Source organism: Paenibacillus sanfengchensis (genome assembly GCF_036864765.1).
Lineage (GTDB): Bacteria > Bacillota > Bacilli > Paenibacillales > Paenibacillaceae > Fontibacillus > Fontibacillus sanfengchensis.
Genome location: NZ_JBAGJC010000004.1, coordinates 385,875 through 408,009 on the forward strand (window position 1 = coordinate 385,875; position 22,135 = coordinate 408,009).

Here is a 22,135-nt window from a genome sequence, read left to right on the forward strand (position 1 = left end):
AATTCCTGCAGATTTGCAGGTAATTAGAAATTTTGAGTCCAAACAGGAAAAAAGCATGCAGATATGCAGGAATTTTATGTTATCGAGGTTGTTTGACGGGGTGCTAGTAATAATCGCACCCCTTCATGGGGTAGTCAAAAGCGGCAGCGGTATAGTAGCTTGAACGAAGTGAAAGCTAGCGCCTTTAGACGCGAGCTGGTAATAAAGGCTTATAACCTAAGAGCAAACTACCCGTTTGACGGGTGGTTATGATTTGTTACTCTAACCGGCAGACTTCTGAACGTTTAAAGAGTTAGGATTCGAGCTTCCCGCCCGGAGATTGCTGCTAACAATCCCTAGCAGAATAATGATTACCCCAATCCACTGCGGCAAGCTGATCGGTTCCGCCAGTACCAAAGAGGACATGATCAGAACCACTGGCAATTCGGAGGAGGTAAGAATGGTCCCCAATCCTGAGCCGACATGCGGCATTCCAATGGAAAACAAGAGGGGAGGAAGGACGACCCCGAACACACCCAGCGCTAATCCATAAGGAAGCACCCCCGCTAAACCATCCATGTCGAATAAAAACGTTGGCGGAAATACGAGAAAGACAGTGATTACGCCTCCCGTGGACAGCAGAGCGCTTTTTAAAATGGGCGGTGCCGCTTTTTCGACAGAACTGCTCAAAAAAACAAAGGTGGAAAAGCTGCATGCCGCAAGCATTCCCCATATGGTTCCCTGCCATGACAACGTGAGGCTTTCCTGAAAGAGGATATTGGCTGCCAGAATGGAACCGACCAGAAGCAACCCAATCGAAACAAGCTTACGCTTTGTAGGCTTTCTCTTATGGAACACCCACTCCAGCAGGGCCCCGATCCAAACAAACTGGAACAAAAATACAATAGCGAGGGAAGCGTTTAGGGTTTGTAAGGCTTGATAATAAAAGATACCGGTTAACCCGAACGGAATCCCCGATAAGATCAGCTTGGTAATTTGCCTGCGAGTCAGTTTTTTCTTTTTGGTCAATAGGACGGCAATCCAGGCCAACACAACCCCGAAGAAATACTGCGCTCCGGTCACGGCCGACACGGTGAAACCTGCGGCATAGGCCAATTTAACGAAAGTGGATAAAATCCCGTAACAGCAGCCTCCCAAAAACACAATCAGTGCATAGTGCCAAAATTTCATGATTCTCCTCCTTCGGTGGACGCAAAAAAGCCACACAAAAGACCGGTAAGGCCTTCCGTGTGGCGAAAATAGAGATAGTCTCCAGAAAAGTCCACATCATCCTGATTAGGTTTTAGATCGTATTCCGTTCCGGTAAACAGTATAAAAGCATTCTTGGCGCGTTGTCAATCCTTAATCCACTTAACAACTTAATCATCCAGCAGGCGACCATCATCATGCCATTGCCCGTACATTTTATTTTCTCTCGTGTTTGTTATAAATTTGTCTAATCTGCTTTTAAACAATCCGGGTTGGTTTATGACGCTTTGGATGGTGTCGATCCGAACTCTTTGATACAGCGCCGGAAAAGCCAAGAAATTCTCATAAACTTGCGGTTCCTCTCGCAGTCTTTGCTCTATCACCCTATCCATTTCAAAAGAATCGGGGTCCATGTCGGGAAGTACCTTTCTTCCTTCGTCTGTCATGAACCCCAGCTTTTCGAGGCGGCGGACACGTTCTTTGTTGAGTTCGGTCCATGAACTTTTTTTGCTTCTGGGTGACAGTCTTTGCGCCGTCTCCGTTTCGGATATTCTCTTTTTGATGCTGTCGATCCAGCCAAAACACAAAGCTTCTTCGACCGCGTCCAAATATAAGAGCGTACCCGGAGTCGGCTTCATGCCGACTACCACCCAACAAGCTTTTTCGGTCTTGCTGTGCTCGTAAAGCCAAATCCTTAATTCTTCTCTCGATTTGACGGGAAGGAGATTTTCAATTTCCATAGATTTAGTTCATGGTTGCAGCCGGTTTCATATACCAAAAAAGCGCGTAGTCGTTCATAGTGGATGCGTGGCCCAATTGCCGGAGCATCGTAGAAATATTGCCCCGGTGGTAGGTCCCGTGATTAACCACATGCAGCACCATTTCCGATAAGCGGGTTTGGCGGATTCCGGCGAACGGATTGTCAAGCAGAATGGTTTGCTCCAGATCGGCTTGGCTTCGGAACCATTGTCCGTATTGTTCGGCTAACTGCTCAAAGGCGTTGGCGTACTCATCCACGGAACCCAGGACATTCTCATTTAGCGGTTTCGCTGATTGAAAAGCCTCAGGCATCTCCATGCCCGTTAAAACCAGATACCACATCGTATCTACAGAGTAGATATGACTCAGGGCGTGGGCGATGGTGGGAAATGAGCTGTTCACTTCCTGGCTCAGCACGGAGGGCGGGAGTTCCTTGATTCTCCCCAGGATCGTTTGGTTGGCCCAGGTGTGGTATTGGTACATTTCTACGGGATGATTCGTCATTCGTATCGTCTCCTTCAACTTGTCATGGATTTGTTTTTTTGCTTCTGTCCGGATTATAAAAAAAGAAGTATGACAACAGTCTGTCATACTTCTTCATAAAGCTTGAGCGCATGCTGAAGCTGTTCTTTGAGAATGTCCCGAAGCGGGGGAGGCTCGAGGACTTCGGCCCCGCTGCCGAAACTGAGCAGAATGGACCAAAGCCAACGTGCCTCGAGCGGCCGATAAACGGGAATCCGCACGGTCATGCTCCCATCGGCGTGAAATTGCTTCTCCGCCTGGTGGAACTGATCCATCACTTCGGCCAAAGCCTCAGGCTTTACCCGGATTACGACTTCTTCAACCTGGCCATCCCAGGCCTTTTTTGCAGCCCCCGCGTCCTCCGGTACCTCGTGATGCGGATTAAAGGTATCCTGCGTCAGCGTCAGATGCAGCATCCGGGATAGCCGGAACTCCCGATAATCCCGTCGTGTTCGGCAATACCCATAGATGTACCAGTTGCCGAATTTAAAATGAAGCCGCACCGGTTCCATCACGCGGGTTGTCCGTTCATTCTGCGCACTGACGTAATCAAAACGGATGATATTTCGCTGCATGATGGCCATGCGTAAAAGAGGAAGCGCGCCCAGATCCGTGCGGCGGGTTTCCAAATCGACGGACAAATTCGTAGTCCGATGCTCCGGTCCGATCGTCTGCAGCCGCTCGATGGTGCCCTGCGCACGCTCGTCTTCAAACACGGTGGAGAGACTTTGGAGTATGGTAATCAAGGAATTGACATCGTATGAACCGAGCAGGCTCTTATCCATTTTGTATCCGTCCATAATGCCATATCCGCCGTTCATTCCCTGATGCGATACCACCGGAAACCCCGCCGCACAAATCGCGTCGATATCCCGATAGATGGTTCTTTGCGAAACTTGAAACTCTTCAGCCAGCTTGGAGGCGGACAAAACTTCGTGATTCAGCAGCTTGAAGATGATGGAGATCAATCGCTCCAATTTGATAGGTATCACCGTCCGTTTGCTCTATTGTAATGGTCAAGGCGATGTATACCGCCCATACTTTATGTCCAACTCTCCGAGGTTCTCCCCGTCTTCCAGCAGGAAAAAGGAATCAACGCCTTCCGCTCCCCACCACGACATCCCCAGCAGGAGACCTTGCTTCGTTTCGGCGGCCAGCAGCAGCGGGAACATGTCCGGCGACACCTCACCGCCGTCATCCACGCGCCAGACGGATGTATCGTCCTCAGCTACCGCAGGATAATCCCGAAATAAGAAATTCTCCCCATTAAACAAGGCGATGCTGAAAAGCCGGTCCTTCCCCTTGTCCTCAAATCTGACAAGATAAAGCTTACGTCCCGAGCCGATGCCGGCAAGCGTCCACATTTGAGCCACATCGCGGTCTCTCATGAGGGAGATGTTTTCCATGAGTGTTTCTTCCTCCGCCTCATGTTCCGCATCCGCTCCCGTCTGCACCGGGGAAGTGATCTCAAGCAAGGATTGGAGGTCAAAGTCCTGTTGATTCACCACATAATAGGTCTCGTTGGGAGCGGTCTTCCCGTCAATCACATCGAAAATATAACCTTCCAGGTTAGCGAAATTGTTGGCGGTGTCCCGGCCGTTGCTTTGCTCGGAGCCTTTTTGCCGTTTCGCAAATCGGACGCCGTACGTTTTTCCGCCTTCTCCGATCATGTTGCCGTATTTCGAGAGGGACGCTTCCAACCCGGCTTTCTGCCCGGTGACGATGATTTGGCTGCCGTCCGCATTCGCGAACCCGAATAAGGGACTTAGGTTTTTGATGTCCGCGAAATGTTTTTTCTCATCGAGGTGATCATCAGGTGCATTCGTCGGAGCGTTTGTACTTGCATCTTTTTTCGAATTACTTGTTAACTGGGATTCCGCCGGAGGCTTTGCTTCTTCTTCCTTCCCGGTCCCCGAGTCACCGCCCTGATTGGAACAGCCTAGGGTCAGCGACGTCAACAGGGATGTCAGCATCGTCGCAATGATCCATTTTTTCATATACGGGTTATCTCCTCTCTGACCTATATAGAATAGACGCTGCGAGAAAGGTATTTATCACCGAATGTTTTGAAACTCTGTAATGTGTATTTTTTCACAAATAGTGAAAAGAATAGATACTATCAATCGCGAAAAGAGGGACAGGCATGATTAATGTAACGAAACTGCTGACCGGTGTGGACGGAGAAGGAGATCATCTGCGGTATTCGCTTCCGGCCGGGTCAAGACCGCTAGGGACAACGGCCGAGAAAGGTCCGGTCGTCGTTTGGAATGCCACGCGCGCCTGCAATCTGAGCTGCCGCCATTGCTATGCCGATGCTTGCCCCTCCAAAGATGAGGGAGAACTGACCACGGCGGAAGCGCTGGACTTTATCGATGATCTGGCCGCTTTCCGCGTGCCGGTGCTGCTGTTATCCGGCGGGGAACCGCTGATGCGCAAAGATCTGCCTGAACTGATCGCCTATGCCTCAAGCAAAGGGCTGCGCCCGGTCTTGTCAACCAATGGCACGCTGATTACCAGCGGCAAAGCCAGGCTGCTCAAAGAGGCGGGAGTCAAATATGCGGGCATCAGCCTCGACGGGCTGAAAGGCAAGCACGACCGGTTTCGGGGGCGCGAAGGTTCGTTCGGGCGGGCGCTTAGCGGCATACGCAACTGCCAGACCACCGGCTTGAAGGTCGGCCTGCGGTTTACGATCAGCAGCAATACCTATGACGATCTGGACGGAATTCTTGAATTGATCGAGGAAGAAAATATAACGCGCGCCTGTTTTTATCATCTGGTCTATTCCGGACGCGGCAGCGCTCTCAGGAAAGAGGACGTTTCCCGCGAGCAGTCCCGGCTGGCGATGGAGAAGATCATTGCCAAGACGCTGGAACTCCACCAAAAAGGCAAGGCCGTCGAGCTGCTTACGGTAGACAACCATGCGGACGGCGTATATTTGTACCGGTGGATGAAGGAGCGCGATCCCGAACGGGCCGCCGCGCTGCTTGAGCTGCTGCGGCGCAACGGCGGCAACCGCTCCGGTCTGGCGATCGGCTGCGTCGACTGGCAAGGGCGCGTGTACCCCGATCAATTCATGCGGGACGTGGAAATCGGCAATATCCGGGAGCGGAAATTCAGCGACCTCTGGAGCGAAGCGTCTCATCCCGTCCTTGCCGGCCTGAGGGACAGGCAGCTGCTGCTGAAGGGGCGCTGCAAAAATTGCGGCTGGCTCGATATCTGCAACGGAAATTTCCGCGCCCGTGCCGCATCGGTCAGAGGCGATTACTGGGATGCCGATCCGGCCTGCTATTTAAGCGACCGGGAAATCAAGTTGGTGTAGAAAGTCAAAAAGGAGGCCGAAGATGCTTGTATCCTGGAATGTGACCAAACGATGCAATCTGTACTGTGAGCACTGTTACCGTGATTCGGGTCCGGAGGCATCCCTCGAAGGTCAGCTCACGACCGAGGAAGGACGCCGTCTCATGGACCAGATCAAGGAGGCCGGATTCCGGCTCCTGATCTTCAGCGGCGGCGAACCGCTGATCCGGGGCGACCTGACGGAGCTGGTCGCCTATGCGGCCTCGATCGGGCTGAAGCCGGCGATCGGCAGCAACGGCACGCTGCTGACCGCCGCGAAAGCCCGGGAGCTAAGGGATGCCGGACTCGGCGGCATCGCCATCAGCATCGACAGCGCTGATCCCGCGGCCCATAACCGGTTCAGACATGCGGCGGAGGGTTGGGAAAAGGCGGTGGAAGGAATCCGGCATGCCCAGGCCGCCGGATTAAAGGTTCAGATCAACATGACGTTGAAAGAAGACAATGTGGACGACTTTGAACAGGTGGCGCAGCTCGCGGAGGAGTTGAACGTGGCGTCGCTGCACCCCTTTTTTCTCGTTCCGACGGGACGTGCCGTGCACATGGAAGAAGAAGCGCTCAAACATGAACGTTATTATATGGTGCTCCGCAAGGTGCTGCAGAAACAGCAGGGAACCCGGATCGAGATCAAGCCGACCTGCGCGCCGCAATTCATGCCGCTTGCCAAAACCATGAATATGGAAATGCGCTATACCAGGGGCTGCCTCGCCGGCGTGGCTTACTGCTCGGTGCTGCCGGACGGGGATGTGCACATTTGCCCGTATCTGCCCGTGAAAGTGGGGAATGTCCGTGAAACCTCGTTTGCGGACATTTGGCGCAACCATCCCGTCTTTCAGGATTTGCGGAACTTCCAAAAATATGAAGGGTCCTGCGGCTCCTGCCCCGATGTCGGGACTTGCGGAGGGTGCCGGGCCCGGTCATTTTACTATAGCGGCGGCAATTTTCTGGCCGAGGAACCGTGGTGTCACAAAAGACCGCCAGCGCGGAAAGTTATGGAGGGATGAGAGGTGGAACTGGATGCGAAAGACAGGGTCTTGCTAAACCGGGTGCAGGAGGGGCTTCCGCTCGTAAAGCTGCCCTGGGAGAATATCGCCGAAGAGCTGAACATGCCGGTGCAGGAGGTGCTGCAAAGGATGGGGAGGCTAACGGAGGAGGGGATGATCCGCCGGGTCGGGGGGATTTTTAATCCGACAAAGCTTGGATTTTCGGGAAGATTATACGCGATGGAAGTCAAGGAAGAGCTTTTCTATGATGTAGCCGCGGTAGTGAACAGTTTCAAGGGCGTGACGCATAATTACCGCCGCCGCAGCCGGTTAAATATGTGGTTTACGTTATCGGCGCGGACGGAAGAGGAACGGGCGGGCATCCTGGGGGAGATCCGGGAGGCTGCGGGTCAGGCTAAAATATTTGAATTTCCGGCGGAGCGGATGTATAAGCTGAAGGTATTTTTTAATATGGAGGAACAGGAAAGGGGAGGCGAGGGAGACTTTGGACGATATTGATCTGAGGCTTGTCCGCGAGCTGCAAGGGGAGCTTCGAGTTTCGCCTGACCCCTATGGCGATATCGCCCGCAGAACGGGATGCGCGGTCGAAGAGGTTCTGCTGCGGCTGCAAAGAATGCGGGAATCCGGTGCGCTCAAACGGGTCGGGGCCGTCCTGAAGCACCGGAACACCGGGTTTATCGCGAACGGTATGTTCGTCGGCCTCCTTCCGGTGGAGCATGTTGATGAAGCCGGCCAAAGGCTCGCCGCAGTTCGTGAAGTCAGCCACTGTTACCGGCGGACGCCATACCCGGAGTGGCCATACAACCTGTACGCGATGATACACGGTACGTCGGAGGAACATGTACTCCGGATCGTTGACGATTTTGTCCGGAACGAAGCCGTTGTCCTTTACGATACCTTGTTCAGTACCGAGGAGTTGAAGAAGAGCAGTTTTTCGCTTTGATTTGCAGGCTGCCCGAGGTAATCCGGCACTTTCCACATCCGAATACGACGCTTATGGATTGATCGTTCTATATATTGATTGGAATGCTCCTGCCTTGTCAAGGACTTCTGGAACGATTAGTATAGAATTAATAATGGAGGTCTTCTTATGCCACGAACGGGACGCCCTCGCGCATTTAACCGTGACGGGGCGGTGGGGGAATTTCAATGCAAGCCCGGGACGGGGTTCCCTACGAGGTTATTGACGCGGCCATCTCTCTACTGATTAGCGTATGGGATACGTTAGCTGCCAAGACTGGCGAGAAGGGGAGCGTTTGAGCAGGACAAGTTTTACTCTTAACGGGGAATACTACAGGAGATGAAACGGACCGGAAGAATGCCGTTGCAGGCAATCCAACAAGTGCGGAAGGGGATGCGGGAATCATGCAAGAGAAGCTTCAATCCATCGATGATTTATCGACAGTTCAGGTAGAAATGCTAATCAAAAGGCCGATTCATGTAGTATTTGAGGCCTTTGCCGATCCTGCGATCACCACCAAATTCTGGTTCACCCAAAGCAGCGGAAGATTGGAACAGGGAAAGCGTGTCCGTTGGGATTGGGAGATGTACGGGGTTGGAGCCGACCTTGAGGTCAAAGAAATCGAAGAGAATAAACGAATCTTCATTGAATTCGACGATCGCACTACAGTCGAATGGACTTTTACGCCGCGAGCGGACCATGAAACCCTGGTCACGATTAAAAACGCGGGGTACACGGGGGGTCAGGAAGAAATTGTAAAGCAAGCCATCGACGCAAAAGGAGGATACACGATTGTGGTTTGCGGTCTGAAAGCTCTGCTTGAACATGGGATTATGCTGAATCTTGTGAGTGATGCGTTTCCGGACGCGCACGTTAATGGCTGACAGCTCTCAGCGCCGGTACTATTAATTAACATATATGAAATTATTTCGTACTATATAGGCTGAACTATTGATTTTGCATAAAAGACAGCAGTGTGAGCTCTGTTCTTATCACAATCTTGCTCGACGCCAATGATTTAAATCAAATTAACGGGAATTCCTCACGTTAATAGGGTGCCTATGCGGCTGCAGGGCACATTAGCTGGAAAACCTCCCGCTAATTCGCTTGAAATTGCGTGTACCGGCAATTTAATCGCGAAATAGATGGAGCTTTTCCAGCTAAATTGGATCCAAGGGCCTAGAGCAATATATTAACGGGAGGTTTTCCCGTTAATATATCGCGGTTAAGTGTGTAAGCTCCAACGGTGGCGCTTTATATCTACAATGGTGGATGTTGACGGAGCATCTTTAGTTCAACCTATATAGGGAAAAAAGGAGAACACAATGCTTCAACACACGGAACGACTAATTCGTCTTCTCAGGAGTCAGCCGAGGCTTCCCGCAGCTATCCTGTCATCCTATTGTCAAGTTATTGCGTTATATGGAGAACGTGAAGACGCTGCGGCACTTTTTAGGCTTTTTCTGGAGCAGCCTGGGGATTATAGACATGTTATGGTGCTTAACCCTGTAATGCGATGCGGGGATCCGGCGCTTGCGGAAGAGATCGATCGTGATTGCTTTGAGCAAAGTAGACTAAAGGACGATATGCCGAGCGATATTTTACATGTATTGGGCTATATGGGCTATGAAAAATACACGGACTATATGGTAGATTGCATCGGAATGGATGACTGGTATCTATCCAAGGATGCGTGTCTCGGGCTTATGCACCTTCCGATCGGACCGCATCATGAGGACCGGTTGAGGGCGGAAATGGAAAAGGTGTACGGGCAGCCGCTTTTTTCCGAGTTTTTGCCGGCGCTTTCTTTTAAATTCAGCGGTCCTGAGATCGTTCCGCGGCTTCAGGCTTGGGGGGATCAGGCTTCCACGGATTGCAACGCCGGGATTCTTTTGGGTATCGCCGCTTATGGGGAAAGTCAGCGGGAGAGGATGAAGCAGCTCCTCTGGAATCCGGGGTGGGAGTTGTACAGCATAGGAACCGGAAGTCACTGGTGGGCTTACTTTGGCATGCAGATGGTAAAGTTATCTTTCCGCGAACTTATTTCGGATATTAAGAATGATACCCCATTGGAACAGGAGAACCGCGATTCGGGAGAAGTGGATAAGCAGCTCATAGAACATAAGCTGGACGTACTTCACGATTTGCTTGACCTTAAGCTGAGTCACCCGTTGAGTTCGCTTCGGTTTGTCCAGGAAGTCCAAGAGGACTTAATGGAATTGTACACGCAATTGTTCGAATGGAGCACCGAGCATCAGGATGACTCGCTAACCGGGCGAATCGGCTATTATTTTGGACATGATCATCCGCTAGCGGATAAGTATCTGCAACTGAGTAAGAGGATGGAAGAGGGAATATTCCGGGAGTTGGAACGTGAGATCTTTCGAAAGGTTTAACGTAAGCGATTTGCAACATAGACAAGAAAGCCTCACTCCATATGAGTGAAGGCTTTTTCTTTTTTAAACTATACCAATACAAGTTGCTCTTTAAAGACTCCTTCAGCTTTTCTTTAGATTTATCCTCGCAAATTCCTTAGAATTTTTCGGTATTATGTTTCTGTCTAAAACACAACGAGGAGCAGAAACATGATCAGTAATACCATCATACAGTTCGTTGAGCACTATGGCTATCTTGCTTTTTTCTTAGCCTTCTCGCTAGGTCCATTCGGAGTCCCGGTCCCCAATGAAATAACAATACTAACTGGCGGTATTCTGAGTAACGCCGGTGTTTTAGACCCGTGGAAAACATATGTTTTCATCTTAGTTGGCCTGTTGACATCCATTACGAGTTCTTATTTTGCAGGCAGAATTTTTGGGAAAAAATTAAAAATAAGATTTCAACATCATCGCCACTTCCAGAAAGCTGAAAAGATTTTAAAACAACAAGGAGATAGGGCCATATGTATTGGATTTTTTATTCCAGTTATTCGGTATATCATCCCTTTATTTGTTGGATTAAGCGGGGTTAGATTCAGAAAATTTGCCCTGGTATCATCATTAAGCGCTTTATTATGGACGGTCACATTTTTTACGGCTGGCAGGTGCTTGGGGGGAATCCTATTTTAAATTCACATAATTGATTCTATCGCCAATTCTAGCCCATCAACAACGAGAAAAAAATTATCATATTGGGGGAGTAACTGTTGAATATCCGTGAATGTCTGCTTTTTTTGCAAGGTTTTCTCAAAAATCCACAGCGAGTGGGAAGTGTTATACCGAGTTCTCGATTTTTAGCCGCTAAAATGCTTCAGTCTGTACCATGGAATGAGGTAAAGTCGGTAGCGGAGCTCGGGTCAGGTACAGGTGCTATCACACGTTTCATGAAAACACAGCTAACCGGAGCAACTAAAGTGATATTGTTTGAAAGAGATAAGAAGATGAGAAATAATCTGAAGACAGAATATCCCGATTTCGTATGTTATTCGAATGCATGCCAACTAGTTAAAAAAATGAATCAAGAGGACATCAGTCACCTTGATTGTATTATTAGTGGATTGCCATTCTTTAATTTTACGAGTGAAATGCGAGAAACTTTACTTCGCCAGATTATAGAGGCACTAAAACCAGGAGGGATTTTTGTCGCTTATCAGTACTCTCTTCAAATGAAAAAAAAATTTGCCGAAGAACTAATTATTGAAAAAATCGAGTTCGTGCCCTTCAATTTCCCCCCGGCTTTTGTTTATACTTGTCGCAAGAGGGGAATAATTCAAAATGAAATAGAGTAATAGCTTGGAGCGATTTTAGTAGCCATACTATAAAACAGAACAGGAGCAGCATGAAATGAATACCGTGCTTATCGTAGATGACGACTCGGAAATTAGAGATGTCATTCATGTATATTTGCGTAATGAAGGATACCATATCATAGAAGCTGTAGACGGTCTGGAAGCGCTGGATATCATAAAAACGACCTCGATCCAACTCGTTATCCTGGATGTCATGATGCCGCGAATGGATGGAATTAAAGCTTGCATTAAAATAAGGGAAATTTCGAACACTCCCATTATCATGTTATCGGCCAAGGAAGAAGATATCGACAAAATCACAGGTCTTACTACCGGAGCGGACGATTACATGATAAAACCCTTTAATCCGTTAGAATTGCTCGCTCGGGTAAAAGCTCAACTGCGACGACAAGCATTAATAGGAAAAGAAGAATTTAACTCTCTGATCCTCATCAAAGACCTTGTTATTGATAAGACTAAACATTCCGTTTTGTTGAAAGGAAACCAGATCCCGCTGACCCCGCTTGAGTTCTCAATTCTAGAGCTGCTTGCAAGCCACCCTGGACAAGTATTTAGCTCTGAGAAGATTTACGAAAGCGTTTGGAAAGAACCGTATGGATATTCAGATAATACAGTAATGGTGCACATTCGAAATTTGCGGGAAAAAATAGAGGAATCTCCAAGAGAGCCCCGCTATATCAAAACGGTTTGGGGAGTTGGCTATAAAATTGACTGAACATGTACAAAAGCCGATAAGGAAAAAAAAGATCCAGGTCAACATATTAATCAGAACAGTTCTAAGTTTAATTATTGCAATCGCTAGTAATGATTTGCTCATTTTACTATTCTCAAAGGTTGGTAATGAAATGGGGTGGGATGGGTTTCTCCATTTCTTTCCCTATCTTCTTACGCCCTTGTTTATTGTTAGCTTTATTCTTACTTTTTTAGTTTTAACACGACGAATTGTGAAAGACTTAATCAATTTGGAATATGGGCTTCAAATTATTTCGGAGGGGGATTTGAATTATCGGGTATCAGTTCATCGGCAAGATGAACTCGGGCGGGTCGCGTTTAACATTAATCGAATGACAGAGCGTTTGCAACAGCAGATTGTAAAGGAGCGTGAAGCAGAAAAATCCAAGATGGAGATGATCACAGGCATTTCACATGACTTGCGTACGCCTCTAACAAGTATTATCGGCTACATTGAGCTTTTAAGAACAGACTCATTTCAAGATAAGGAAGAATATACGCGATTTGTTCAAAACACCTATAACAAAGCCCTTCATTTGAAAAAATTGCTCGATGATTTATTTGAATATACTCGACTTACTTCGATCGAAACCCGACTGGACCTAAAGAAGATCGATGTATTCCAACTTCTCGATCAGTTGCTGTTTGAATTTGAACCGATCGCCCAAGAGAACGGGATCCATATTGTAAAAGAAATAGGGGACTCACCTATTATAACCCTTATCGACAGTGAAAAAATTGCCAGGGCCATCGATAACCTGCTTATGAACGCCCTTAAGTACTCTGTAAAACCGGGAGCCGTTCGTATTTTCATGAAATCGAATCCTAAGCAAATTCATATTGAGGTCGAAAATAAAGGGTATCCACTAACGCTTGAACAAGAAAATAAACTCTTTGATCGTTTTTATAAAGTCGACCATTCACGAAGCAGCGAAGGCATTCAAACGGGGTCCGGATTAGGCCTATCTATTGCCAGAAACATTATTGAGATGCATGGGGGAACCTTAACCCTCAATCATATAAATAACATCTTTAAATTTACTATTATTTTGCCTCGATAAAGAAAGCAAAAAGGTGAATAAAAACCTCCACTCATAGAGTGAGGCTTTTATTCACCTTTTTGAAATTTAACGAACCCTTCACATGCTGCTCCCTAAAGACTCCAGCAACTCATTCATTTTATCCGTATCCTCGCTAACCCGATCAAACTCTTGATCCGTGAGGGTCAGCTGTTTTGCTTGGGTAAGTAATTGTTCTGCAAGATCTGGATCGTCGTTGGAAAAAGCCAAGTCCGCCCGCAGGATCAGGGCTTTATAGCGGAGTTCGTTCGAAACTTCCTTATCGCTCGCCAACATTTTATCGAGCACTTTGCTGGCCGCCGCGTGATCGTCTTTCGAATAGGCCAACCGGTACGCAATTTCATAGGTATTCAGCGGTTGGTTTGGAGTATCCCAGATGGATTCGTCGTGCTGTTTCAATTTGGAACTGTCGTGTCTTTGTCCGATTAACAGATGGTTTCCGGCAGGATCAATCAGATTAAATCGGCGGTCTTCCGATAAATCGGATAGGCGGGTGATTCTCGGGATTCCGGACCGCGGGATTTTATTGTACGTCCGTTTAAAGCGGGCACAAAAATCCTCATAGACTTCATCCACGTTAGGAACATGAATATAGCACATGGCGTAGGATTCTGCGGGGACAAGCTGCTTTAGGCCGAAAAAATGAAGTTCCGCGATGGAATGCCGGACACAGGCATATATATTCGGTTTGGCTTGACGATAGGTGATTTCGAAACCCAACGTTTCATAGAAATCCAGCTGCTCGTCAATAGACTTGCAAGGAAGCAGGGGGATGACATTTTGACTCCGTTCCATCGACAAATAGAACACCTCCACAGTGAAATTGAATATGACCGTTACATATCCGGTGACTCAAAAAGGGAGTTGCTTTGATCAAGGAGTTCTCGAATGCAGCGAATTTCATCCAGCAGGTGAGTTAATCTTTCGCTGGAGAGCTGCTCGGTGATGTGGTTGGTCCAGACGGCATGACGACGTTGAATTTCATCCAGCGCAGTTCGACCTTTTGGCGTGATCACCATAAGCTTGGCCCGGCGGTGATGGGGATTGTCCTCATACCGCATATACCCTTCAGCCACCAAGGAATCGGCTACCTGTTGTATCGCTTGCCGCGTCAGCCCCATTTCACGGGCCACATTCGGTACGGTAACAGGTCCGTGCTCAACAACACCAAGCACTTGCCAGCGGGCACTGCTGAGTCCAACGGGTTGAGTCAGTTGATCCCCGGCATCCAGCAATTGGCGGTTGAGGCGGAATATTTCGATGATCAGGTCGGAAAAAGCGCTGCTTTCAGGGGTTAGGTTATGGCTCATAATGACAACATATTAACAAAATGACAAGGTGTTGTCAAAGTGTTTTTAAATAAAAAACCACCGAAAGGGAACCTTTCAACGATATGCTTCGCCTATATATTGAAGATCAACTTAGGAAGTGATGATAATGCAAGAGAAACAAGCGTGGATTCAGCGCTGCAGGGAGGGCGACCGCGAGGCCTTTTACGTTCTGGTGGAACCGCTGCTGGATCGGGTTTACAGCACGGCGGCAGTGATTTTACGCTCGACGCATTTGGCGGAGGACGCCGTACAGAACGCGCTGATTGAAGCCTATCAGGCAATTATGAACGGAAAGGAAATCCGCCATTTTGCTCCCTGGTTTAAACAAATGGCCGCAATGAGGGCGATCGATTTGGCTAGAAAGCGGTCGAAGATTCACCGGATGACGGCGGGGGATCTGGAACAATCGGAACCGGTGGACCAGCAGGCGCAGCCGATGGAGGCACTTTTGCAAAAAGAAGAGCAGGACAGCCTGCTTTCCCAAGTCATGTCGCTGGACTTCCAACATCGTTCTGTGGTGCTGCTTTTTTACTATCAAGAGATGTCCGTGGAGGAGATCTCGACCGTGCTGGGCGTGAAGGAGGGAACGGTAAAATCGCGGTTGCACCGCGCGCGGCATAAGCTGCTGAAGCTTTATCAATCAGATGAGAATAAGAGGGGGATGAAACGTGTTGGATGTAAGGAATGAAGCGGATATAAAAAAAGAGATCGGACAGTCGCTGGACCAGTTGGCCGCTCCCGAGTCGCTGCGGGATTTCGCCCGGAATATCGCGCTGTACAGTGAAAACAAAAAGGTAGACAGCCGTAGGACGGTGAGAAGGCCCTGGATCACCGGGGTAGCCGCGGGGGTCGCCGCCGTTTCGCTCCTGTTCGTTACGGCCGAGCTGTCCCCGGCGTTTGCCAGCATGCTCAAGCAAATTCCCGGCGTTTCGGTCGCCGCCGAATGGCTGGATTCCATCCGCAGCCGGGACGGGGTCGAGAACGCCGCCGCCCATAAGTACATGCCTTTTGAACCGGTGGTGCAGCAGTTTGGCGAGATGAAGGTGAGCTTGGCGGATGTTTACCTGACCGGCGACAAATTGATGTACAAAGCCTTCATTCAGACGGATGAACTTCAGGGCCATATTGCTAAAGATCCCGACGGAAGCCTGAGCCTCGACCGAACAGCCAACTTTTACGCCGTGGAGAGCCTGGATTTTGACATGGTTAAAGGGGACGGTAGCGAGGAGGTGATTACCGACCAGGAGACGGGAAAGCCGATTTTCGTGATTTCCGACATTATTGACTTGGATTCGGAGGCAGTTCAAGCGTTTCTGAAGGGAAACCCCGATACCTTGCGTTTTGAAATTTTTGTGGGTAATCATGCATCCGGCCAGGCGGACCGGAAGTATGCCATGAATGTACCGTTTTCGCCCGCTCAGCGGGTGGAAGACCGGATCATTCAGGCCAACCGCCGGATCGAGGTTGCGGGCGACCCGGATATCGGGGCCGTGGTGCTGGATAACATCCAGATTACTCCGCTGAATACCTACGCCGAGCTTCGGTTGGACAACAGCGCCGATTATATGCTGGATCTTGGGTTGAGCGAGGACGGGATGCGGGATGCGATTACACTAACCGACAACAACGGCAAGGTGTATCCGCTGGATTCCTACGGGACGAAGTATCAGCCGGTGAATGACCGGTTTCAGCCGGGCGTGATCAAATTGACGTTCAATTCCTCTCCGTTTTTTGACGAAACGGTGAACCGTCTCACGCTTCACGTCGGCGCCGTGGAAGTGACGGACTGGGCAAAGAGCGCTTACTTTACGCTCGACCTCAACGGAGAACTGCCGAAACCGATCACTTTTAAAACCAAGGAAATGACGATTACGGAAGCGCGGTATGAGGATGGGTTTTTAAAGCTGAAGGTGTTACAGCGGGCGAAAGACCGCATGAGCGTCCGTTTTGATATTCCATCCTTGCGTCCCGACAAGGAGAAATCCCCGGAGCTTTGGGAGGAGTATTATGGGGAAAAAGCGGACTTGAGAAAGGAACTGATTATTCCGTCCGAAGGGAAAGAGGAATACGAATTGGCCTTCCTGGTTCCCAAACAGGATACCTATGAAATTCGCATGAAACGGGAGACGGATCCCGTTCTGATTGATAAAACGGAAGATTTCGATCTTCGCTGAACTCCGGATAAGAGAAATAACAAGCCCCGGCGTTAAAACAGCCTGATAGGATACCGGAAGGATATGCTTTTCAGTCTAGCGAAATCATGCCGCCATACCCTCATTTTCTTAGCCAAACATATCAAACTATGCTAAAAGAACTCAAAGCAGAGGCAAAAGGTAAAACCTATTACGCTATATAGTTTGAACTATTGATTTGCATACCAGTAACCCGTTAGACAACCTTGATTAACATAGAATTCCTGCAATTCTGCAGGAATTTCCGACGAAATAGGCCCGTTCCTCTAAAATCGCTAGTAATACCTGCAGATTTGCATCTTTTGGAGTTGGAGCTGGAAGTGCGCTAGGCACCTTGATAACCTAGCCGTGGGCTTAATACGGATTTGGATGTCTGTGGGCGTGAGACTACTTAATTATCGAGCACCTCACTCCAAATCATAGTTGAAGCAGCGGAGTCTTATTTTCTCCTACTACGCTGTCTGATGGGGCACAATACAGCGGGGTAAAGGGTTCTTTGTTTCGAATTAAAGGGAATTCTTCCCGTTAATTTGGTGCGTATGCGGCTGCAGAGGCGAATTAACTGGAAAACCTCCCGTTATTTCGCCTGAAATGGTGTGTATCGGCAATAGGGCCGCGAAATAGATGGAGCTTTTCCAGCTAAATCCGAACGAAGAGCCAGGAGTGGTACATTAACGGGAGGTTTTCCCGTTACTTGTAAATTCCGACGCTGGAGCTTTATATCTACAATTGTGGATGTCGGCAACGTATTTCCGTGATCCGGATCAGCTCCCAATAAATGCAGGGGAGGATAACGCAACCCAGCTGGAGTACCGGATTTCCGTCTATAAAAATAGCCCTCTGACGAAAGAAGAACTCGTCGCGATTGCGGAAAGCATTATGCGAGAGTGACAAGAGAACACTATTTAGCTTGATCAAAGGGTCCGCGTGCGTGGCGGGCTCTTTTTTTTCTTCAAAATCATGAATACCTCTTCCGGGGTACGGGGAGGGGCACAGTCCGCCATAGCCACAGGGGACTTTTTCTAATCCTGACGCTATTTGCCGCCTTTTGTTGAACTTTGTTTTGTGGTCTACCACTTTATAGGTATTTTTATCAACTATGAGATTTTTCTCATTTTTACAAGTTGACAGGGGAATTTTTTTGAAATATATTGAATTTGTCATTAGCGAATTGGTATTAATTTACTGATCGAAAACTACATATTCGGCACACTAATCGAAAGATTAGGTCGCAAAGCCTTGGAGTCTGCCAATCCGTAAGCGGATTAATGATCGTCCGGCTGCACAGCAATGGATTTTTCGTTGTTTGATGCAGCCGGTTTTTTGTTTTTACCTGTGTTCTCAGCGGATTTTTTCCGTGAGATATAAACATACCCAAGCAGTAAGGAGGGTAGAAGAATAGTGCTTGAAAGGGAGGAATTCCATGAAAAAATGAGGAGGAACCTATGAAACGCGGGTTAAAAATTGCAGTATCCTGGCTATGCCTATTTTCTCTTTTCGTTAGTCCGATGTCCGTATTCGGCGAGAGTTCGAGCTCAGGCGATCCCGTCTGGCCAAGCCCCGGAGCGATTCAGCTCAGCAAAACCGCCACACCAACGGGGAAGCCGGGGGAGTGGGAAATTACGCTCAAGGCTGAGGGGAAAAACGTCAGAACAAGCTCCGACGTGGTGCTGGTGATTGACAAGTCCGACAGTATGGACGATACCATCAACAAGCATAAGAAGATGGATAAAGCCAAAGAAGCGGCAAGCCAGTTCGTGGACCATTTGCTGCTGGAGGGAGCGGACACGCGAATTGCCGTTGTTGCTTTTAGCCAAACCCCCGAGCTTGTGTCCGACTTTAAAAGTCCCGGCCAAAAAGACACCTTGAAGAATGCCATCAAAAAAATCAGTACCAACGGGGGGACGAACATCCAGGCCGGACTGAAACGGGCCCGGGATCTATTGGCCGGCAATTCATCTCATGCCGATCAAAAATTTATTGTCCTGCTGAGCGACGGGGAGCCAACCTTCAGTTACAAAGGAACTCATGGTATCGATTACAACTGGCCGGACAGCCATCATAAGTTCGCGATCGCCTCGTTCGATTATGGCAGTGTTGTCGGCACTGGCAACAGCTATAATCTCAAATTCGATTCCTACGGAATGAATTGGGTCGGCGGACTTTTCGGCGAATACAAATACGAAGTTGAAGACAACGGCATCGGCACTTTCTCCGAGGCGAAATTCGCCAAAGAAGCGGGGTTCAAAATTTTCTCGGTCGGGCTGGACGTCTCCAACAACAGCACAGCGGAAAAAGTACTGAAGAATGTGAAGAGCGAAGGCTACTATTCCGCCAGCAATGAGGATTTGAGCAAAATTTTCGGCGAATTGGCCGGAAAAATCGCTTACGCGGCTCAAGAAGCCAAGGTGGTCGACCCTATGGGAGAGATGTTCAATCTCAAGCAGCAGGGCGCGCAAGTCGGCCCGCAAGATTATTCCGTATCGCAGGGGACGGTCACCTGGAACGCCGCGTCCGAGACCTTTACTTGGGACGTCGGCAATATCGCCGAGGGCGAGCCCGCCACATTTATTTACAAAGTGGTCATGGACCCATCCAAAAACCCGGTTTCTGATGTCCTCTATCCGACGAACGGGAAGACGACCTTGGAATATAAGGACGTAAACCACCGGAAAACTTCGAAGGATTTTGAGGTGCCGAAGGTAAGCATCGGCAACGGTTCCATTCTCATCAAGGGCTACAAAGTCAATGCGGACGGCAAACCCGTCAATGCCGAAGGCGTTCAAGTGACGGGGCCGGAATTCGCGGAAGCCCTTTACAGCGAGTATTACAAAGATCAAAACGGGAATGAGGCTTTGCCTGTTGGCGGAGCGGAGTACTCCGTAACGGCCAAAGAGATTGCGGGTTACCAGCTTAAAGCGGGCGACAGCCCTGTAAGCGTTAAACTTTCCGCAATCCATCCGACGCCAACGATCTGGTTTGGTTATGCGGAAGTGGCGGAACAAACCGTCAATGTCAAGTTTATGGACAAAGTTTCGCAAAAGGAAATTGCTCCGGCGCAAACCGTAAAGGGCGTTATCGGGCAAAAGATAACCCTTGAGGCCGCTGACGTTCCGGGCTACACCCCGGAAAACGATACGGTCGAATATACGGTGAAAGCCGAAGCCAACGAGTACACCTTCTATTACACTGCCGGGGAGCAAAATGTGGAGGTGCGGTACCTCGAGCTGGACACGGAAAAAGAACTTGCCAAATCGACCACAGTATCCGGTGTGACCGGGGAAACAGTCGAGTTGAAGGCTTTGAGCATTCCGGGCTACACCCCGGTCGAAGCAAGCCGCAGCTACACGTTCGACGTGGAAAATCCGGCACATGTGTTTTACTATACGGCGAACGATCAAAGCGTCATCGTGAAGTTCGTTGATAAGGAATCGGGGAAAGAACTGAGCGAAGCGCAAACGATAATGGGACTTACGGGCAAAACCGTTACCCTGAAGGCCGTGGAGATTCCGGGCTACACCCCGGAACACGAGTCTTATGAGTATACGATTCTGCCCGAAGGTAACGAGTACATCTTCTACTATACAGCAAACAAACCGGATGACAACAGAATTTTGACCGTCAGATATGTGGATCAGCTTACGGGCAAAGATCTGCTGGCTCCGACCGAACGCACGGGTAAAGTCGGTGAAGCTATCACGCTTGCCGCCGCCGATTATACGGATACCGTTACGGGGGCGGTGTACAAGCCGCATACCTATGAAACTTCGTACACTTTTACCGAAGAACAGGTGCAGCAATTTGAGTTCCGGTATACCCTGGACGAATCCGGCCCGGAACGTTTCGTTCTGATTCATCATGTCGACAGGGAGACAAATGAGGAAATTAAGGCCCCAACGGCCACGACAGGCATTGCCGGGAAAACTCTGGTGCTGTATCCCGAGCCGATAACGGTGACCGATGCCGTTTATTACCCGGAACAACCCGAGTACGCCTTCGAAATTACGCCGGATCCGGAACAGGAATTTACCATCTACTATTTGAAAGGCGAACCGGTCGATCTAGTACAGCTCACCGTTTCCTATCGCGATAAAGAAACGGGCGCCGAGCTTGCCGGGCAAGACATCATCAAAGGCAGGATTGCATCCGAGATCAAGCTCACCGCCAAGCAAATAGAGGGGTATACACCGGAAGTTGCGAGCAGCGTTTACATTTTAGGCAGTGATCCGAATCAAAGCTATGTGTTTTATTACACGAAAAAGGCTCCGGCCGACCGGCAGCTCACCGTCAAGTATTTGCTGAACGGCACGACGGAGCAGGTGGCAAGCCCGACCGTTATTACGGGGAAACCGGGGGAGACGAAGACGCTGACGGCCCTATCGGTATCCGGCTACACTCCGGTGAAATCAACCGGTACCTACACTTTTAAGGATCAAGAAGGCCAAGAGTACATTTTCTACTACACTAGAAATAAGTCCAACTCGGGTGGCTCAAGTTCATCGGGCTCTTCACGTTCCTCAAGCTCTTCGGGCATAACTCCGCTGCCGGCATTGCCGCCGCTGCCAGCCGTTCCGCCGAAGCTTGAAACGGAAAACCACTACGACTACATTAACGGATACCCGGACGGCACGGTTAAGCCGCTGAACAACATTACCCGGGAAGAAGTCGCGGCGATTTTCTATCGGTTGCTGAATGATGAGAGCCGTTCCGCCTTCTTGAAAACCGGCACTGTACTATCCGACGTGGAAGCCGGACGTTGGTCCAATAAGCATATTTCCACCATGGAGAATGCCGGCGTCATTACGGGATATCCGGACGGAACCTTTAAGCCGGAGCAACATATTACCCGAGCCGAGTTTGCGGCGATCGCTTCCCGTTTTGACAAACTGGACGAGCGGCGAAACGATAAGTTCACGGACATCACGGGGCACTGGGCGGAGAAATATATCGTTTCCGCAGCCAACAAAGGCTGGATTAAAGGCTATGCGGACGGAACGTTCAAACCGGATCAATTCATTACCCGGGCTGAAGCCGCCAAGTTCATCAACAGTGTACTGAACAGAAAAGTTGAAAACAACGGCATTCATAAGGATGCCAAAAAATGGCCGGACAATATTTACGGAACCTGGTATTACTACGAAATTATGGAAGCGACGAACCATCATGAATACACCAGGGAACAATCCGCTGCCGAGGTTTGGAAAGAAATAAAACCTAACCGGATTTATCCTTAATGAGCGAACAGGCACCCTTTCATGACCGAAAGGG

General features: G+C 49.2%; 20 protein-coding genes and 1 riboswitch. Of the genes, 13 read left to right on the plus strand and 7 right to left on the minus strand.

Annotated features, from left to right (window positions below):
• Window positions 1–261 precede the first annotated feature (261 nt).
• The 5 genes from V4U84_RS11020 to V4U84_RS11040 form a co-directional block, all read right to left on the minus strand.
• Window positions 262–1,170 (minus strand): EamA family transporter, encoded by a 909-nt coding sequence (locus V4U84_RS11020; RefSeq protein ID WP_334071332.1) that lies wholly within the window; start codon window positions 1,168–1,170, stop codon window positions 262–264.
• Between the two features lie 188 nt (window positions 1,171–1,358).
• Entirely contained in the window at window positions 1,359–1,928 is a 570-nt protein-coding gene (locus V4U84_RS11025; RefSeq protein ID WP_334077180.1) for a YdeI/OmpD-associated family protein, read from the minus strand.
• Window positions 1,929–1,932: 4 nt separating this feature from the next.
• Window positions 1,933–2,451 (minus strand): DinB family protein, encoded by a 519-nt coding sequence (locus V4U84_RS11030; RefSeq protein WP_334071330.1) that lies wholly within the window; start codon window positions 2,449–2,451, stop codon window positions 1,933–1,935.
• Between the two features lie 83 nt (window positions 2,452–2,534).
• Window positions 2,535–3,452, minus strand: coding sequence for a helix-turn-helix transcriptional regulator (locus V4U84_RS11035; protein ID WP_334077259.1), 918 nt, complete (start codon window positions 3,450–3,452; stop codon window positions 2,535–2,537).
• 33 nt (window positions 3,453–3,485) lie between these two features.
• Window positions 3,486–4,466: a hypothetical protein gene (locus tag V4U84_RS11040; RefSeq protein ID WP_334077181.1), complete on the minus strand. Its 981-nt coding sequence runs from the start codon at window positions 4,464–4,466 to the stop codon at window positions 3,486–3,488.
• Window positions 4,467–4,612: 146 nt separating this feature from the next.
• On the opposite strand from V4U84_RS11040, the gene V4U84_RS11045 reads away from it, so the two are divergent.
• The 10 genes from V4U84_RS11045 (at window position 4,613) to V4U84_RS11090 (ending at window position 13,326) form a co-directional block, all read left to right on the plus strand.
• Entirely contained in the window at window positions 4,613–5,788 is a 1,176-nt protein-coding gene (locus V4U84_RS11045; RefSeq protein ID WP_334077182.1) for a radical SAM/SPASM domain-containing protein, read from the plus strand.
• 22 nt (window positions 5,789–5,810) lie between these two features.
• Entirely contained in the window at window positions 5,811–6,827 is a 1,017-nt protein-coding gene (locus V4U84_RS11050; RefSeq protein WP_334077183.1) for a radical SAM/SPASM domain-containing protein, read from the plus strand.
• Between the two features lie 3 nt (window positions 6,828–6,830).
• On the plus strand, window positions 6,831–7,325 hold the full coding sequence (gene ahbA, locus V4U84_RS11055) for a siroheme decarboxylase subunit alpha (RefSeq protein WP_334071325.1): 495 nt from the start codon (window positions 6,831–6,833) through the stop codon (window positions 7,323–7,325).
• Window positions 7,312–7,770, plus strand: a complete 459-nt coding sequence (gene ahbB / locus V4U84_RS11060; RefSeq protein WP_334071324.1) for a siroheme decarboxylase subunit beta — start codon at window positions 7,312–7,314, stop codon at window positions 7,768–7,770. The genes ahbA and ahbB overlap by 14 nt, the downstream gene beginning before the upstream one ends.
• A 422-nt stretch (window positions 7,771–8,192) precedes the next feature.
• Window positions 8,193–8,672 carry an SRPBCC family protein gene (locus tag V4U84_RS11065; protein ID WP_334077184.1) on the plus strand — a complete coding sequence of 160 codons (480 nt, stop codon included), beginning with the start codon at window positions 8,193–8,195 and terminating at the stop codon, window positions 8,670–8,672.
• Between the two features lie 609 nt (window positions 8,673–9,281).
• The gene (locus V4U84_RS11070; protein WP_334077185.1) at window positions 9,282–10,184 is read left to right on the plus strand and encodes a hypothetical protein; all 903 of its coding nucleotides are present in this window, start codon (window positions 9,282–9,284) and stop codon (window positions 10,182–10,184) included.
• A 189-nt stretch (window positions 10,185–10,373) separates the two neighbouring features.
• Window positions 10,374–10,853 carry a DedA family protein gene (locus V4U84_RS11075; protein ID WP_334071321.1) on the plus strand — a complete coding sequence of 160 codons (480 nt, stop codon included), beginning with the start codon at window positions 10,374–10,376 and terminating at the stop codon, window positions 10,851–10,853.
• Window positions 10,854–10,930: 77 nt separating this feature from the next.
• On the plus strand, window positions 10,931–11,512 hold the full coding sequence (locus V4U84_RS11080) for a class I SAM-dependent methyltransferase (RefSeq protein WP_334071320.1): 582 nt from the start codon (window positions 10,931–10,933) through the stop codon (window positions 11,510–11,512).
• Window positions 11,513–11,567: 55 nt separating this feature from the next.
• Window positions 11,568–12,248: a response regulator transcription factor gene (locus V4U84_RS11085; protein WP_334071319.1), complete on the plus strand. Its 681-nt coding sequence runs from the start codon at window positions 11,568–11,570 to the stop codon at window positions 12,246–12,248.
• A complete protein-coding gene (locus tag V4U84_RS11090) occupies window positions 12,241–13,326 on the plus strand; it encodes a sensor histidine kinase (protein ID WP_334071318.1) in 1,086 nt (361 codons plus the stop codon). The genes V4U84_RS11085 and V4U84_RS11090 overlap by 8 nt, the downstream gene beginning before the upstream one ends.
• A 78-nt stretch (window positions 13,327–13,404) precedes the next feature.
• Here V4U84_RS11090 and V4U84_RS11095 read toward each other — a convergent pair whose 3' ends face one another.
• Entirely contained in the window at window positions 13,405–14,145 is a 741-nt protein-coding gene (locus tag V4U84_RS11095; RefSeq protein ID WP_334071317.1) for a bleomycin resistance protein, read from the minus strand.
• Window positions 14,146–14,180: 35 nt separating this feature from the next.
• On the minus strand, window positions 14,181–14,654 hold the full coding sequence (locus V4U84_RS11100) for a MarR family winged helix-turn-helix transcriptional regulator (protein WP_334071316.1): 474 nt from the start codon (window positions 14,652–14,654) through the stop codon (window positions 14,181–14,183).
• A gap of 127 nt (window positions 14,655–14,781) precedes the next feature.
• Here V4U84_RS11100 and V4U84_RS11105 point away from each other — a divergent pair, with 127 nt between their 5' ends.
• The 3 genes from V4U84_RS11105 (at window position 14,782) to V4U84_RS11115 (ending at window position 22,101) form a co-directional block, all read left to right on the plus strand.
• Entirely contained in the window at window positions 14,782–15,363 is a 582-nt protein-coding gene (locus tag V4U84_RS11105) for an RNA polymerase sigma factor (RefSeq protein WP_334071315.1), read from the plus strand.
• Window positions 15,344–16,849: a hypothetical protein gene (locus V4U84_RS11110; RefSeq protein ID WP_334071314.1), complete on the plus strand. Its 1,506-nt coding sequence runs from the start codon at window positions 15,344–15,346 to the stop codon at window positions 16,847–16,849. The genes V4U84_RS11105 and V4U84_RS11110 overlap by 20 nt, the downstream gene beginning before the upstream one ends.
• A gap of 1,214 nt (window positions 16,850–18,063) precedes the next feature.
• Window positions 18,064–18,155: riboswitch (cyclic di-GMP riboswitch) on the plus strand.
• A gap of 157 nt (window positions 18,156–18,312) precedes the next feature.
• Window positions 18,313–22,101 (plus strand): S-layer homology domain-containing protein, encoded by a 3,789-nt coding sequence (locus V4U84_RS11115; RefSeq protein ID WP_334071312.1) that lies wholly within the window; start codon window positions 18,313–18,315, stop codon window positions 22,099–22,101.
• The last annotated feature ends 34 nt before the right edge of the window (window positions 22,102–22,135 follow it).